18 protein-coding genes are annotated in these 15,274 nt (G+C 35.5%); 7 read left to right on the forward strand and 11 right to left on the reverse strand.

Annotated elements, in window-relative coordinates; all coding sequences use genetic code 11:
- The first annotated feature begins 3 nt into the window (after nt 1–3).
- Nucleotides 4–243, forward strand: a complete 240-nt coding sequence (locus THEYE_RS05705; RefSeq protein ID WP_012546051.1) for a hypothetical protein — start codon at nt 4–6, stop codon at nt 241–243.
- Nucleotides 244–247: 4 nt separating this feature from the next.
- On the opposite strand, the gene THEYE_RS05710 is transcribed toward THEYE_RS05705, so the two are convergent.
- The 5 genes from THEYE_RS05710 to THEYE_RS05730 form a co-directional block, all read right to left on the reverse strand.
- Entirely contained in the window at nt 248–1,162 is a 915-nt protein-coding gene (locus tag THEYE_RS05710) for a branched-chain amino acid transaminase (protein ID WP_012545688.1), read from the reverse strand.
- A gap of 145 nt (nt 1,163–1,307) precedes the next feature.
- Entirely contained in the window at nt 1,308–1,607 is a 300-nt protein-coding gene (extJ, locus tag THEYE_RS05715) for a selenite/tellurite reduction operon protein ExtJ (protein ID WP_012546369.1), read from the reverse strand.
- Nucleotides 1,608–1,858: 251 nt separating this feature from the next.
- Complete coding sequence (nrfD, locus tag THEYE_RS05720; RefSeq protein ID WP_012544981.1) at nt 1,859–2,845, reverse strand: NrfD/PsrC family molybdoenzyme membrane anchor subunit; 987 nt, start codon at nt 2,843–2,845, stop codon at nt 1,859–1,861.
- Nucleotides 2,845–3,402 carry a 4Fe-4S dicluster domain-containing protein gene (locus THEYE_RS05725; RefSeq protein ID WP_012545481.1) on the reverse strand — a complete coding sequence of 186 codons (558 nt, stop codon included), beginning with the start codon at nt 3,400–3,402 and terminating at the stop codon, nt 2,845–2,847. The genes nrfD and THEYE_RS05725 overlap by 1 nt, the downstream gene beginning before the upstream one ends.
- 1 nt (nt 3,403) lies before the next feature.
- On the reverse strand, nt 3,404–5,596 hold the full coding sequence (locus THEYE_RS05730) for a molybdopterin-containing oxidoreductase family protein (RefSeq protein WP_012546592.1): 2,193 nt from the start codon (nt 5,594–5,596) through the stop codon (nt 3,404–3,406).
- A 103-nt stretch (nt 5,597–5,699) separates the two neighbouring features.
- Between THEYE_RS05730 and THEYE_RS05735 the strand changes: the two genes are divergently transcribed.
- The 4 genes from THEYE_RS05735 to THEYE_RS10675 all read left to right on the forward strand — a co-directional run bounded on the left by THEYE_RS05735 (nt 5,700) and on the right by THEYE_RS10675 (nt 7,517).
- On the forward strand, nt 5,700–6,164 hold the full coding sequence (locus THEYE_RS05735) for a QcrA and Rieske domain-containing protein (protein WP_012545888.1): 465 nt from the start codon (nt 5,700–5,702) through the stop codon (nt 6,162–6,164).
- Nucleotides 6,161–6,805 (forward strand): cytochrome b N-terminal domain-containing protein, encoded by a 645-nt coding sequence (locus THEYE_RS05740; RefSeq protein WP_012546179.1) that lies wholly within the window; start codon nt 6,161–6,163, stop codon nt 6,803–6,805. The genes THEYE_RS05735 and THEYE_RS05740 overlap by 4 nt, the downstream gene beginning before the upstream one ends.
- Nucleotides 6,802–7,161, forward strand: a complete 360-nt coding sequence (locus THEYE_RS05745; protein WP_012545895.1) for a cytochrome b family protein — start codon at nt 6,802–6,804, stop codon at nt 7,159–7,161. Before THEYE_RS05740 ends, THEYE_RS05745 begins: the two co-directional genes overlap by 4 nt.
- 110 nt (nt 7,162–7,271) lie before the next feature.
- Nucleotides 7,272–7,517, forward strand: a complete 246-nt coding sequence (locus THEYE_RS10675) for an SLAC1 family transporter (RefSeq protein ID WP_422640667.1) — start codon at nt 7,272–7,274, stop codon at nt 7,515–7,517.
- A 105-nt stretch (nt 7,518–7,622) separates the two neighbouring features.
- Here THEYE_RS10675 and THEYE_RS05755 read toward each other — a convergent pair whose 3' ends face one another.
- Together THEYE_RS05755 and THEYE_RS05760 are read right to left on the reverse strand one after the other, a co-directional pair.
- A complete protein-coding gene (locus tag THEYE_RS05755) occupies nt 7,623–8,936 on the reverse strand; it encodes a cryptochrome/photolyase family protein (protein ID WP_012546848.1) in 1,314 nt (437 codons plus the stop codon).
- Entirely contained in the window at nt 8,929–9,843 is a 915-nt protein-coding gene (locus THEYE_RS05760; protein ID WP_012545560.1) for a YbgA family protein, read from the reverse strand. The genes THEYE_RS05755 and THEYE_RS05760 overlap by 8 nt, the downstream gene beginning before the upstream one ends.
- 23 nt (nt 9,844–9,866) lie before the next feature.
- Between THEYE_RS05760 and THEYE_RS05765 the strand changes: the two genes are divergently transcribed.
- Nucleotides 9,867–10,682: a ZIP family metal transporter gene (locus THEYE_RS05765; protein ID WP_012546694.1), complete on the forward strand. Its 816-nt coding sequence runs from the start codon at nt 9,867–9,869 to the stop codon at nt 10,680–10,682.
- Here the strand turns inward: THEYE_RS05765 and wrbA are convergent, their stop codons facing one another.
- From wrbA to THEYE_RS05785, 4 genes are all read right to left on the reverse strand, one after another.
- Complete coding sequence (gene wrbA, locus THEYE_RS05770) at nt 10,683–11,291, reverse strand: NAD(P)H:quinone oxidoreductase (protein WP_012545384.1); 609 nt, start codon at nt 11,289–11,291, stop codon at nt 10,683–10,685.
- A gap of 48 nt (nt 11,292–11,339) precedes the next feature.
- On the reverse strand, nt 11,340–13,226 hold the full coding sequence (locus THEYE_RS05775) for a cytochrome c3 family protein (RefSeq protein ID WP_012546624.1): 1,887 nt from the start codon (nt 13,224–13,226) through the stop codon (nt 11,340–11,342).
- 51 nt (nt 13,227–13,277) lie between these two features.
- Nucleotides 13,278–13,889 carry a rhodanese-like domain-containing protein gene (locus THEYE_RS10680; RefSeq protein ID WP_164924842.1) on the reverse strand — a complete coding sequence of 204 codons (612 nt, stop codon included), beginning with the start codon at nt 13,887–13,889 and terminating at the stop codon, nt 13,278–13,280.
- Between the two features lie 159 nt (nt 13,890–14,048).
- A complete protein-coding gene (locus THEYE_RS05785) occupies nt 14,049–14,630 on the reverse strand; it encodes a rhodanese-like domain-containing protein (protein ID WP_051345881.1) in 582 nt (193 codons plus the stop codon).
- Between the two features lie 174 nt (nt 14,631–14,804).
- Here THEYE_RS05785 and THEYE_RS05790 point away from each other — a divergent pair, with 174 nt between their 5' ends.
- On the forward strand, nt 14,805–15,269 hold the full coding sequence (locus tag THEYE_RS05790) for a rhodanese-like domain-containing protein (protein WP_012546528.1): 465 nt from the start codon (nt 14,805–14,807) through the stop codon (nt 15,267–15,269).
- The last annotated feature ends 5 nt before the right edge of the window (nt 15,270–15,274 follow it).

Here is a 15,274-nt window from a genome sequence, read left to right on the forward strand (position 1 = left end):
ATAATGAAAACTATTATAGCGATTTTAATTACAACCTTGATTTTATCAAATAATGCCTTTGCATTAAAGTGTGATAAATGTCATAAGGATGACAAATCTATTGAAAATATGTTGAATCAACGTGGTATCAAAACAAAACAGGAATTAATAAACACATTACGTAATGGTCCCAAAGCAAAACTCCATAAAAACTTAACAAATGAAGATATTGAAGAAGCAGGAAAACAGTTAAATCTAAAATAGATTTTTAAACAAAATCCAGCCAGCGTTGATATTTAGAATTTTTACCTTTAACGATATCAAAAAATAAATTTTGAATTTTTTCAGTTATTGGTCCCCGACTTCCAATTCCTATTGTTCTATCATCAACCTCTCTGATTGGAGTAATTTCAGCAGCAGTCCCTGTAAAAAATGCCTCATCTGAAATATAAAGTTCATCTCTTGTAAATCTTTCCTCTTTTGTCTCTATACTTAAATCTTTAGCAATAGTTAGAACTGTATCTCTTGTTATTCCTTCAAGAATTGAAGTCAAAGGTGTTGTTTTTAAAATCCCTTTTCTAACAATGAAAATGTTTTCACCACTTCCTTCAGATACATATCCTTCTGTATCAAGCAATACAGCCTCATCATATCCACATGAAATTGCTTCAATTTTTGCAAGTTGACTGTTAACATAGTAACCTGCCACCTTACCTCTTGACAGATTGGAATTAACATGGTTTCTGATAAAAGATGAGGTTTTTACTCTGATCCCCTTTTGAAGTCCTTCTTCACCAAGATAAGCACCCCAACTCCAAACAGCTATCGCAACCTGAATAGGATTATTTTTAGGATAAACCCCCATATTACCGTAACCAACAAAAACTATTGGTCTGATATAACAAGAGTTAATTTTGTTAACTCTAATAGTTTCCTTAACAGCTTCAAAAATTTCTTCTTCTGTAAATGGAATCTTAAGAGTAAAAATATGGGCAGACTTAAAAAGTCTTTCAATATGATCTTTTAATCTAAAAACTGCAGGTCCCTGTTCAGTATTGTAACACCTTATTCCTTCAAACACTGCTAAGCCGTAATGAAGTGAATGGGTTAGAACATGAACCTTTGCATCATCCCAATTTACAAACTTACCATCCATCCATATCTTGTCTGTCTTAGGAAACATAGGTTATATTAAACCTCATTTTAAATTTATAAGTCAAGTTTTAAATTAAGTTCAGCTTAAACGATTTTAGAAATATCAAGAAATTAAAGTATTTTGTAAATAGAAAATTTTAAAGGGAGGGTGAAATTCCCTCCCTTTTTATTCATTAACAACCTTCAACAGCTTTCTTTTTCTTTGAGCCAGAAGTTCCTTCTTTACCTTTATCTTTTGTTACAACACCATCCTTAACTGTAACTTTGTCTCCAACCTTAATCCCTTTTACATCTTTTACCTCAACTGTAACTTCTTTACCATCAGCCTGTTTGATGGTAAGTTTTTTACCTTCAATCTTTGTAACCGTTCCTTTTACTTCAGATGCTTTTTTAGCCTCAGCAGCAAAGGAAACAAAAGCAACTCCTAAAAGAAATGTCAATACAACAATTAATGCAATAGCCTTCTTCATCATATCACCTCCTTTCTCTTATGAGAGACTGTTCAAAAACTTGTAGTTTATTGAAAATCAATAAACTACAAGCCCTGCTATTTTTCTATACCCCTAACTGTCCCGAAGGGTTACAGCAAAAATTGTCATTCCGAACGAAGTGAGGAATCTCCTCTGTTTTTAAGAGAACCCTCGGGCAATGACTCTTTGAGTCAGATTCCTCAGGCTCATTGAGACCCTTCGGAATGATAGTTAGTCAATTGTTTACAATTATATCAATATGGTGACAGTTTTGTTAACTGTCCTGCATAAACTATTGCTGCTCTTAAAATCAGTGTTCCGGCAAGAACAAGCACTGCTGCAAAATTCATTCTAAAAATCTGAGCCTTAGTAAACTCTCCATGAAATCCGTCTTCAAACTCTTTTAGTTCACCAAGTTTGATTCTTAATGCAAGAGGTAATAGTAGAAATATAGCTATCAGCGCTATGCTAAAAATAAAATGTTCACTTGTTAGTGAAAAGAAAGGCTCAATTGCTTTCTTGTATGGTGCTGTTGATGTATAAAGTCCATAAAAGAAAAGAAGTATAACCACAAGCTCTGCAACGATTAACCATATATCAATCTTTGTAAAAAGAAACTTTATTTCTGGCTTTTTTGCAATAATAACTATCATAGCTGCACCAGAAGAAAGAGCAGAGACTAAAAAGAGAATTGGTAGTGTTGCATTATTCCAAAGAGGGATCGCTGCAAAAGAGCTTAAAAGCACACCTGTATAAATTCCAAGAAATATTCCAAGAGCAAAATTCAATTTTGCAATTGTCCTCATTTTTGGAGCAAACTTTTCTGCAAGTTTTATTAAAAATGGTAATTTTAAGCGATGCCTTTGTTCCTTAGGAATTACAGCTAAGATATAAAGTGCATTTCCCAATAAAACAGCTGGAACTCCCCATGTACCCCAAGACATGAGAGAAAGAGGTTGAAACGTTAAAAAACCCCAGATAAGACTTTGAGGTTTACCGAGGTCTATCATTATGAACTGAGCACCAATAGCAAGAGTTATAAAAGCAATAAGAGGAGCTCTCACACACTGGGCAAGCTCTTCCACAGGTTGTTTTGGAATTCTTAAGTTAGCAATTGAACACATAACAAGCATTCCTGCAGAAAGTCCACCAAGAAATAAATATATTACTATTCTCCAATCCCAAACCTCTAAATGGGGAAAGGTTATTGCATTTGTTCCAGTTATACTTAGTTCTATCATCATAGACCTCCTGCAAATTTCTTTTTAATGTAAAAAACTCTGGGGCGCGTTCCAGCAAACTCAAGTCTCACAGATGAATCATATTTTCTTAACAATTCCGCTACTTCACTGTTTGAGTCTTCAAGATCTCCAAATATTCTTGACTTTCCAAGACATGTTTCAACACAGGCAGGTTTTTTGCCTTCCTTAAGTCTATGTTCACAGAAGGAGCATTTATCTGCATATCCCTTAGGATGAGAATATCTTGCATCATAAGGACACGCTAAAATACAGGCTTTACAGCCTATACATTTTTTTCTGTCTATCTGAACTGTTCCATCCTTTGCCCTGTGAGATGCTCTCGTTGGACAAGCATCTATGCATGGAGCTTCTTCACAATGATTACAGAGTTCACTTCTTAATTCCATTCTAAGACTCGGGAATTCTCCTCTTACTTCTTCTACAACGCGGGTTCTGAAATGCTCTTCAGGCACATTGTTTTCTTTTTTACAGGCAATTACACAAGCCATGCATCCAATACATTTTTCCACGTCTATTACCATGACATACCTTGGCATATTAGACCTCCTTAGTAATCTTCACAAAGTTCACCCTCATACCTACACTTCCAGAAATTGGGTCAATTGCATATTTTGTTATCAACTGCTGATCATCAGCACCTCTTAAATATGCTCTGTGAAGAAGTTTTGATGTTGAACAAAATCCATGAACAAGATAAATGCAGTCTGGTCTAATTCTTTCTGTCACCTTTGCTCTAACTTTGTTACTTTTTACTCCATCCTGATTTACCAAAACAATGTAATCTCCATGCTTCAGTCCCATTCTTTTTGCAACTTTTGCATTTATCCAAGCTACATTTTCTTCCATAAGTTCCCAAAGTGAAGGATTATTTGTTGTTCGTGAAAATGTATGAACTGGTGCTCTTCCATATATGAGCCTAAACCACCCTTCAGAAGGTTGTTCATGTTTTGTATATTTTGGAATAGGATCAAAGCCATGTTTTTTCAATTCATTACTGTAAAGTTCAATTTTGCCTGAAGGCGTTTTAAATTTATAATCCTCTCCTTGAGAAAGATAGGGTTTAGCACTCTCTGGGAAGTCAATATATCCCTTTTGGCCAAGTTCAGCGTAATCAATTCCCCAAGCTTCAGCTTTTGCTTTCAAAAAGTCATCAAAGGTATTCCATGGAAAGTATTCTTCAAGACCAAGCCTTTTACCAAGCTCTTTTGCTATCCACCAGCCAGGTTTTGTATCATACATTGGCTGAACCACAGGCTGACGGAAAGATATTCCAAAACTTCTTTCTTTCACTGTAAAAAAGTCATCATGTCTTTCCAGATAGGTGCACTCAGGAAGGACCACATCAGCAAGCATGACTCCGTCATAAGGCATCATGTCAACTGCCACAAGCAAGTCAAGCCTTTGGACAGCATTCAGAGTATCCCTTTGATTTGGCATAGCCTTCATTATGTTTGTTCCCGTTATAAACCATGCTTTTATTGGATAGGGATCCTCTGTAAGAGTTGCCTTTACAATAGCATGTGTTACTCCCTCTTCTCCTGCAAAAGGATAGTTTCCCTTATTTATCGCTGGTTTTTGTGGCTCAGGATAATCTTTGTCTGAAAGAAATACAGGTTCAAGTTTTTTCTTTGGATTTAGATATATGCCTCCAGGTCTTCCATAGGCTCCAAGAATTGCTGTCAAAATAGCAACAGCACGTTGTCTCTGAACATTATCAGAATACCAAGCAGTGTGTCTACCCGGATGTATTAAAACATTGGGTTTATTTTTACCTAATACTCTCGCGGTCTCAACAATACGTCCCGCAGGAATTTCTGTCTCTTTTTCTGCCCATTCTGGAGTATATTCCTTTACTGCTTGCGAGACTTCATTAAAGCCTGTGGTGTATTTTGCTACATAATCTTTATCATAGAGTCCTTCATTTATGATTATATTAATCCATGCAAGTAAAATTGCTAAATCAGTTGTAGGTTTTATTGGTAACCAGTATTTTGCCTTACCTGCTGCAGTTGAAAATCTTGGGTCAAGAACAATAACTGTAGCACCTTTTCCTACAGCTTCAGCAAATTCTTGACATTGAGAATTGTGGGCATTTTCACCAAGATGACTTCCTATGAGAACAATTGCTTTGCTATTTTGTAGGTCAAGTCTTTCCGGATTTCCTACATCCTCTCCAAAGGTAAGTTCAAAAGCAACACCTCTTGCACCTCTACAGAGAGCAAATGAAGGCATGGCAAAATTTGGTGAGCCAAAAGCCTGAAGTAAATGCATAAAATATGTTGATACAGTTCCATGAGTTAGTAATCCTACTGATTCTGCTCCGTATTTTTCTTTAATTTTCTGCATCCTGTCAGCCACATATCCTAAGGCTTCATCCCATGATGCTTTTTTAAATTTAGCCTCACCTCTTGAGCCTGTATTAATTAGCGGAGTTTTTAGCCTGTCAGAATCATAAAGAAGTCCTATACCGCCATGTCCTCTTGCGCAAAGCTTTCCACGAGAGTTTGGATGTAGAGGATTGCCATCAAGTTTAACAACTTTGCCATCCACAACCTTGGCTATCACGCCACAGCGCCAAAAACACATTTCACAGGTAGTAGGAACATACTGGGGCAAAGAAACAGGTTTTTTGCCAAGAGCTAATACAGATTTTACAACTGGGGTGCTTGCTGCCGCGACACCGCCTGTTACAGCTGCAATTTTGAGAAAATCTCTCCTGGTAATACTCATACCCTCACCCCCTTATATTTGTTATACTAATAGTTAAATACTACATAAAAATTTTTATTTTGTCAATAGTTTTTCAAATAGGCTATGGGGGTATAATATAAGTGTGATAATTGATAAAGAAAAAATGGATATAAAAAGAAGGTTCTTTCTAAAGAAAATGCTAAAACTATTTTTTACTTTTGTAGCATTAATATTTTCTTTTTTAGGGCTATCACTCTTAAAACCTGCAAATCCTAAAAAAAAGGAATACAGTTACTATGAAATACCAGAGGATAAGATTCCGAAAGAAGGAGTAAAAAAAATTAATATAGAAATTGGAAACTTGCAAAAATCCTTAAAAATCTATCTTGTAAATGACGGAGATTCAATAATTGCTCTTTCTCCTGTATGCACCCATCTCGGCTGTTTTGTAAATTTTGATAAAAATTCCAATGAATTTATATGTCCATGCCATGGTGGAAAATATGACAGTGAAGGGAAAGTCTTGAAATGTCCACCCAAAGAGCCTCTTCAAAGACTTCCTGTTAAAATAGAAAATAAAAAGATTTTTGTGGGAATAAAAATATGAACCTCATTGATTGGTTTCTTGATAGATTCAGACTTAAATCTACTCATAGAGGCATTTTTGATAGAGACATCCCTGAAGGAATCAATTATTTTTACTGTTTCGGTGGTATTGCCTTTACTGCCTTTCTTATATGTCTCGTATCAGGGTTATTCCTTTCCTTTCATTATATTCCTTCTGAAAAAGAAGCCTATCAAAGCATTTTAAGAATTCATGAAGAGGTTTTCTTAGGAAAACTTCTCAGAGGAATTCACAAGTGGTCTGCCAATGTCTTGATTGTAAGCATAATTATTCATTCAATTAGGGTTTTTGTAACTAAAAGCTATCGTCCACCAAGAGAGCTTAATTGGATTGTGGGTTTAATTACCTTTGTTATTGTAATGCTTGAGGGCTTTACAGGATATCTACTACCATGGGATCAAAAGGCATATTGGGCTACAGTGGTTGGAACAAACATAGTAGGTAGTATTCCTTTTGTTGGTCAAGCTTTGCTACTGATTGTAAGAGGAGATTATGAGGTATCAGGTGCTACTCTTTCAAGATTTTATAGTCTTCATGTGCTGTGGTTTCCAGGTCTCATCATTCTTCTGCTTTGGGCACATTTTCATATGATTAAAAAACTCGGAATATCAAAGCCTCTATGAAAAAGAAATTTTATCCCGATTACTTGATTGAGATTTTGTTTGTTGCCATTCTGACTTTTGAGTTAATACTGATTCTCACTTTTCTTTTTACACCCCTAATAGGTAGAGAGATTGATTTTATTGCTGCCTATCAGCCAAGACCAGAATGGTATTATCTATGGCTTTTCTGGCTATTAAGATTCTTCTCTACTGATACAGTTTTTATAGGTGGCGTTTTATTACCATTAGGCATACTATCATTTTTAATCTTGATTCCCTGGATTGATAAAAAGATAGGCTGGAAATTGACAGCTTTGATAGCTTTTGCTTTTTTGTTGATATTTTTAATAACCACCATTATTGAAGCTATTTCCTAATAGCCCTAAGGGGTATAAAAAATTTAGTAAAGGATTTAACAGGACTCTCATCCTTTTTAGGAGAAACAATAAAGTTAGTTGGAGTAGGTTTTACCTATCTGTCAACTCTTATATTTGGCCTTTTTCTGGTTATCTATCTTACGAAAACAGTAAAATATTGGAATCAAGTAAAAGCAGAATTCCACCATCCCGTTAAATCAAACTTCTTTCCAACAATATCTATCTCTCTTCTGTTGTTGTCCATTGCATATGATTCAATAAATCAAAGCGTGGCATACTCTATGTGGATTGTCGGTGTGATTTTATACTTTGTTTTTCTTATAAGAATTCTAACTTACAGGGTTATTTTTCTATAAATTTTTAACATCTTTAGCTTTGATACTGACAACTTTAGTAATTGGAGTTGTAAGCATTAGGACAATTTATGCTATATCAAAGAGAGAGATTTGTGTAGAGGAGTCTTAGCTGTAAAGTTTTTTAATGAGAATCAATCTTTCAAAGTGATTCACTATGGGTTTATGGTAAGGCAGTCTGTGGGTTAAAGGATCATGTAGCATAAAACTTGGTAGTTTCTTTAGTGAGGGTAAATACTTCTTTATAAATTTGCAGTCAGGATCAAATTTTTTAGCTTGAATTATAGGATTAAAGATTCTTAAAGGTTTAGGATCTGGACCTACAGAGGCATTCCACTGCCAATTTCCTACATTTACCACTTCATCATAATCAATGAGATGCTCCATAAAAAAGCTTTCTCCCCATCTCCAATCAATCATTAAATCCTTAGTTAAGAAGGATGCGACTATCATTCTTGCTCTGTTATGCATCCAGTTTTCCTGCTTTAGCTGAATAATTGCTGCATCAATCAAGGGATAACCTGTTTTTGCCTCAATAAAGGCTTTGTAAAGTTTTTCATCGTTTTGCCATCTTATCTTTCTTCTTTTTTCCTGAAACTCTAAGTTTTTAAATTGAGGGAAATTTAGCTTTATATGATACCAAAACTCTCTCCAAGCCAGCTCCTTTATGAATTGACAATCCTGCCCAGCAGCCTCTGAGGCTACTCTGTAGATTTTTCTTAAGGAGATTAATCCAAATCTTATATAGGGTGAAAGCTTTGATGTTCCATCAATATCCAATCTATCGCGCAACTCTTCATATCTGTTAAAATCAAATTCCTTAAGTCTTCTTATCCCAAAATCTGGCTTCCACACTATGTTTTTTTCATGGCTTATCTCAGAGGCTACTATATCAATCTCTGGTTCATTAAGCTTAGGTGTATTAATTCTTTCTGGAGAGGATACCTCTGTGAGCCTAAGATTCTGTTCCCAGTATCTGTAAAATTTTGAATATATTTTCCTGTAAGGAATCTTATCTATTTCAGCAAGAAAGTTATCATTAAAGGTTACAAAATCAACACCTTCATTTAAACAGAGTTTTTTTACTGTTTCCTCTACTTCTTCCCCACTCCAGGAGAAAGCCCTATTTGTAAAAATAGCCTGAATTCCATATTTTCTTATTAAAGTAAGAAAAACCCTTTGTGGTTCATCATGAAAGCAGTACAATCTTCCACCCTTCTTCTCTATCTCTTTGCTTAAGTGTTTGAGGGATTCTATTAGAAATCCAGTTCTTCTATCATAACTTTTAAATCTTTCAAGTATGCTCGGGATAAAAATAAATACAGGTATTACCTCAAATGAGTTCTGACATGCTTCAAAGAGGGCTCTGTTGTCATCAATCCGTAAGTCTCTTTTAAACCAGAAGATGACTCTCCTATACACTTAAATCCTCTGGAAAAGGCTCAAGGTATTTCTGAAGTAGAATGTAATCATTTTCAAATCTGTAGGCAAAGTTTCTGAGAAGCTCAATAAGAACTCTTCGTTTAATCATGTTTTTTCTATATTTTTCCATAAGCTCTAAAAAGTGTGCACGTTCTCTCTGACTTAGATATCTTGATATATGCCCAAAAATATGGGTAAGTGTGTTTATATGTCTTGCTTTTGTTGGCTTTTTTCTAAAAACCTCAATAAATACTTCACCATACTTAGAAATTTTTTCAGTTATATTGATTTTTCCATCCGCAACAATTCTTCCAAGAATTTTCAGATGTTGTTGGCTATATGTCATAAGAAGATATTTGTATTTCGTATGAAATCTCACCAAATCTGACTCTTTAAGATTTTTACTAAGAGCTTTAAATTCACAGAGAGCAAAAATTCTTGTTAAGAAATGATTTCTTATGTTTTCATCTCTTAGTCTTCCCTCATCCTCTATTGGAAGTAATGGAAAGGCTTTTTTTAGGCTTTCAGCAAGAAATCCGTCTGTTTTACCTATAACTACACCATCTCTGTAAAGTTTTGTTGATGAGACTCCACAGGAAGGAGACTTTGCCTTCAGGACAGCGCCATCTATTTTGTTTAATTGTTTAATTACATTTTCAACATAACTAATCATTTTATCGGTTAAATCTAATCCAGTTTCCTGTTGGATTAATCTCTTTTCATTGTTATTTTGTATAATGATTACAGGAACTCTTGGCACACCAAGTCCTATCTCAACCTCAGGACATAAATATACACAGTCAACATATCTCTTTAAATTTTCAACAAACTCATCAACAACCAGTCCACTATTGTATCTTACAGGCTCAAAAAAACATCTGCTGAATAGAATTTTTGGCTTTAGCATAATTTATATTATAATGATTGGAAATGTTTGAACAAAAAATTCAAGCAATATCTCCAATTATACTTGCTCTAATTGCAGGTATTTTTACTTGGTTTATGACTGCTCTGGGTGCTTCAATGGTTCTGATGATAAAGAGAGTGAATCAAAAGATTTTTGATTTAGCACTGGGTTTTGCAGCAGGAGTTATGATTGCTGCAAGTTTCTGGTCACTCCTTCAGCCTGCAATTGAAATGTCTGAGAAATTAAACATAGTTTCTTGGTTACCACCTGCTGTAGGATTTATTCTGGGTGCTATTTTCCTTAGATTATTTGATATGATTATTCCTCATCTTCATCTCCAATCACCAATTCATGAAGCAGAGGGACTAAAAGTATCTTTAAGAAGAAGCACTCTTTTGGTTTTAGCAGTTACCCTACATAATATTCCTGAAGGATTGGCTATCGGTGTTTCATTTGGAGCTCATGCATTAAAACCAGAGGATGTAAGTTTAATCTCATCTGTTGTACTTGCCTTTGGAATAGGTATTCAAAATATTCCTGAGGGATTTGCCATTTCAATTCCATTAAGAGCTGAAGGTTTTTCAAGACTAAAAAGCTTCTCTGTTGGTCAAATCTCAGGAATAGTTGAACCAATATTTGCAGTAGTAGGAGTTCTGATGGTTGAAGTCATGCAAAATCTCCTACCCTATGCCTTGGGATTTGCTGCTGGAGCAATGATTTTTATCACAGCAGAGGAGTTGATTCCAGAATCACAGAAAAAGGGAAATTCCGATATTGCAACAGCAGGACTCATTATAGGATTTACACTTATGATGATTCTTGATGTTGCCTTTAAGTGATTAGGTGCTTTTAAGCCTTTTTGCTATCTCTGTAAGTCTTCTTCCAAAAGCTTTACAAATATTTGCCTCATTCTGATCAATCTCTCTTTTATTTTCAGCCTCTGCAATATGTCCTGGTCCATAAGGAGATCCTCCTCCCTTTGTTAGATATAAATCAGAAACTGAATAAGGAACTCCAACAATGATACAACCAAGATGAAGCAAAACAGTCATAAAAGTAAGAATTGTAGTTTCTTGACCTCCATGAAGTGTACCTGTTGAAACAAAAACTCCTGCTGGCTTCCCTTCAAAAACTCTCTGTATCCATAAAGGACCGAGTTGATCAATAACATTCTTAAGTTGCGCAGACACATTTCCAAACCTCGTGGGCGTTCCAAAGGCGTATCCATCCGCTTGTTTAAAATCTTCAAGAGTTACCAAAGGAACATCTTTCTGCATCTCTGCCCCTGCTTTCATGTCTGGCCTTGACTCTATAATATTTTCAGGAATTAATTCTGGGCATCTTCTTATTATAGGCTCTCCACCAGCTTCTTTAACACCATCTGCTATCAGTTGTGCCATCTTGTAAGTATTCCCAAAAGTGCTGTAATAAACTATAAGAATTTTCATCTTTGCACCTCGTTTAAAAGTAGTTATCTAAATTATATCAAAATCAAGCTAAAACTTATGCTCAGGATTATGCAAAAGAATCTGTCTCAGTGTTTTCAATTCCTTATCACTAAATCTGCCTTTAAGTCTTTCAAGTTTTACAAGATTTTTTTTGTAAAGCCTCTCATACTCTTTATACTTTTTCTTATCAAATCTAATACTAAAATCTCCGGGGATAAACCATTTATCAGTTAGATAGAGCCATGAGGCAAACTGAGATAGCTCAAAGCCCTTCAATACCTTTATCTTACTGTGCCAGAAATCCTTTAATCTTAACCCTTTTTCATCGGCAACTATTTTATATCCTCCTTTAAATGGTTCTGCTCCCTGAATGTCTTCATACTGCCATGTTGAAACAGAAGTTTGAATGCTACTGTGGCAACTTTTACAGTCCCTTGCTTTTCCAAATGGATGTGCTACTTCCTCAATTTGTAACCAAAGCAGATGTTTATCTCCTGAAGGAAGTCCATCAAAGGTACCGATAATTGCATACATATCCCTTGTTTCACCATTGGACCATCTAAATTTTATCTCTGTTGGTGCTACATCTTTCTTAATATTACTTACACTATGGGGAAAAATCTTAACGGGAAACCATATGCCTTTTTGGTCTTTCATTAATATAAGAGGCTTTTGAATTCCGTAATAGAGAGAGTATTTTTTAAACGGATTAGGCTTTTCACCTATGTATCCCTTACCCCAGACTGTTATCTGATATCCACCTGCCTCTGTTACATGACAGGCTGTACAGGTGAGATTCCTATGAACTGAGTTTGTAAGGGCTTTCTCTATCTCAATATGACAGTCTCCACAGGTTGCCTTACGTTGCATATCACCCATTCCTTTTTTACCTGTTTGGTGACAGTCTACACAGTGAATTCCCTTTGTAAAATGAATATCTGGCTTTCTTCCTTGAGGAATTGAATAAAACTTCCCTATATAGGTTTCTCCTCTTCTTGAGTGCCCTGAGCCGGTATGGCAGACTGAATTTCCTCTTCCTCTTCCCATGCAACTCAATGAATCTGGAACTTTTATGAAGGCATGAGTGCCTCTTTCTCTGCTTGGTGCATAGTGGCAGTCAACACATCCAGCATGGCATACATTGCAAAGTCTCTGTTTTGCAATTGCTTGTTCGGTAGTAAATGAAACATTTATTTCCTTTCTTATCTTTTCAGTATTTGTGAAATCAAACTCTGCGATTTTAAGTATTTCCTCTGGAGGTAAATCTGCAAAGGATGGACCACAGTTGTGTGGTCCATAGGGTTCAAGCCATGTCTGCATAGTTCTTTGACGATAGTTTGTCGCCATTGTTGTGCTTCTGAATTGTTTTAACTCTTCTTGGTGACAACCTCTCTTTCCACATGTTTTTTCAGCTATTTTAGGATCAAAATTAAAAGTATAAGGATTTCTATCATGCCAGAGAATATTTCGCACCTCAGGATGAAGAGATACTCCATCATTTTCTCTCTTTTTTGGAAGAAGCTCAAAAAGAGCATTTCCCCCCATTGGAAATATTTTGTTTAGCTCTATCTCTTCCTTGCTGTAAACTTTGCTTCTCTCCACTGGTTCCGCACTTTCATTGACAAAGATTGCTTTTAACATTCCCTTATGTGCTTCATCTTTATCGTGAGCTCTTCCGTTACCTAAGTGACAGTCCCTACATTGAACTGTTTTATGTCCTGTCTGTTTTCTTACTTCTCCAAGTGTAACATAAAATTGAGGATATCCAAGCTCAGCCATTTTTTCCTTTGAACTGTGGCAATTTATACAACTTTCAGATGAATCCATGTAGTATCCATAGCCTAAAAAGCCAACTATAAGTAGAAACTGAAGAAAAAAAACTGTTACAGTAAAAGGAGTAGCGAGATCACTTATTTTACCAAGTTTGAAGGACATTTAAAATTATAGCAGAGAAAGGGAGCAGGTTGCTCCCTCCTCTTGTAATTTTTAGTTTTCTGTTATTTTATATTTGCCGCCTTTTTTAATCTGAATGGTTGCATCAAGGAATTTTACATTGTATCCTGCTTCTTTAAGTATGTTGTAAGCCATTTCTGCTCTCATTCCAGTTGCACAGTGAACAACTATTTCTTTATCCTTTGGTAGTTCATTAAGCCTATCCTTAAGCTCGTTTACTGGTATGTTTTTAGCCCCTTTTATAATACCCATCTGTGTTTCCTCAGGATCTCTTACATCAAGTATAATCACATTGGCTGGAATTTTTCCTATAATCTTCTTGAATTCCTCTATACCAATTGTCCCGTGTTTTGGCTTTGGAATATATACAATCTCTTTCTTTAACTGTCCGGATAAAACCTCTCCACCAGCTTTCTTCCATGCTTCTATCCCACCTTCAAGATAAGAGGTATTTACATATCCCCATTTTCTTATAATGTCAAAAGCTTTAAGTGAAAGTTTATCCTGTGTGCAATAAATTATAATCGGTGCATTTTTCTGTTTAGGGAATAATTTTTTTGCCTTGTCAAGTTCCGCGAGAGATATATTAATAGCACCCTTTATATGTTCCTTTTCTGCTTGCTCTCTTGGTCTTACATCAACCAATACATGAGGAATGTCTTTACTGATAAGTTCTTGTAAATACTTGACTGTTGAGGCAACAGGATAACCTTGTTTTTTCCACTCAGGAAGTCCATCTACAAATTGCTTTACATTGGTGTAACCTAATGCTTCTGCTCTCCGAGCAGATGAAGGCGTAAGAGCTCAAGTAGGACCTTGACAGTAGTATACAATTGAACTATTTTTATCCTTCGGTAATTTATCAATATGTTTATCAAACTCTGCAAACCAGATGTTAATTGCACCAGGTATATGTCCCTCATTATATCTACCAGCAGGTCTACAATCAATTATGAGTGCACTTTTTGCATCATAAATTTTTTTCATTTCATTAACTTTTATAACCTTTGAAGGGTCCACGGCAACTGGCGGTTTTACATTAATTAAAGTGGCGTAGAATTCGCCATTTTTCTCTACATAAGTAATAGCAATCTCTTTTTCTTTTGGTAATTTATTAAGGGGTTGATTCCAATTCTTTAGTTTGGTATTTTCGTCAAATTTGACAGTCCATAAAGCACCTGTATCAATTTGAATCATCGCAGCTTTTCCAGAGACAGTCTTCAAATTACCCCAAAGTTCTCCTTGCTTTGCAGTGTGACAACCAGGCAAAGAACATCCCTTAGCTATGATAGGCTTTTGTTGAGATATACCCTGAGAGGCTAAAAAAGCTAAACATAAAGCAAAAATCAAACAAGTCAAAATCAAAGTTCGCCCTTTTTTACTCATAAAACACCTCCTTTTTTCTATAAGTGTAACTTTATTTATAGATTTTGTCAATATATACCCATAAGCCCTTAAAGCTATACTATATTTAACTTGACATTAAATCACTTTATTGTTTATACTCCCTTAGAGTATCCTGCTTTGCAGGAAATAATTCTGTAAGATGGAGGGGTTCCCATGAAAAGATGGAGCAAGATTCTAATTGTAATCAGCCTTGTATTAATGTTAAGTAACTTTACTTTTGCAGCTACCCCATTAAGCGATGAGAGAGTTAAAGAAGCTAAACAATGTGGAATTCAGGAAGTTGATGTAAATTCCGCTAAAGAGTTGATTAAAAAAGGTGCAGTGATTTTAGATGTTAGGGAATATACTGAGTATGTTGCAGGTCATATTCCAGGTGCAATTTGGGCTCCAAGAGGATTATTAGATTTTCAGGCTTATGATTGGTTGCCAGATAAAGAAAAAACATATTTAGTTTATTGTAAGACAGGAGGAAGAGGAGCGGTTTCAAGTTGTGATCTTAAAAAACTTGGATATAAAAATGTCTACAATTTAAAAGGGGGATTTAATGCCTGGTCAAATTCTGGAGAGCCTGTAGAAAAAGGAGAGCCTCAAGGAATGGGTAAAGGTATAAAAAAATAGGAAGG

The sequence above is a fragment of the Thermodesulfovibrio yellowstonii DSM 11347 genome (genome assembly GCF_000020985.1).
GTDB classification, from domain to species: domain Bacteria; phylum Nitrospirota; class Thermodesulfovibrionia; order Thermodesulfovibrionales; family Thermodesulfovibrionaceae; genus Thermodesulfovibrio; species Thermodesulfovibrio yellowstonii.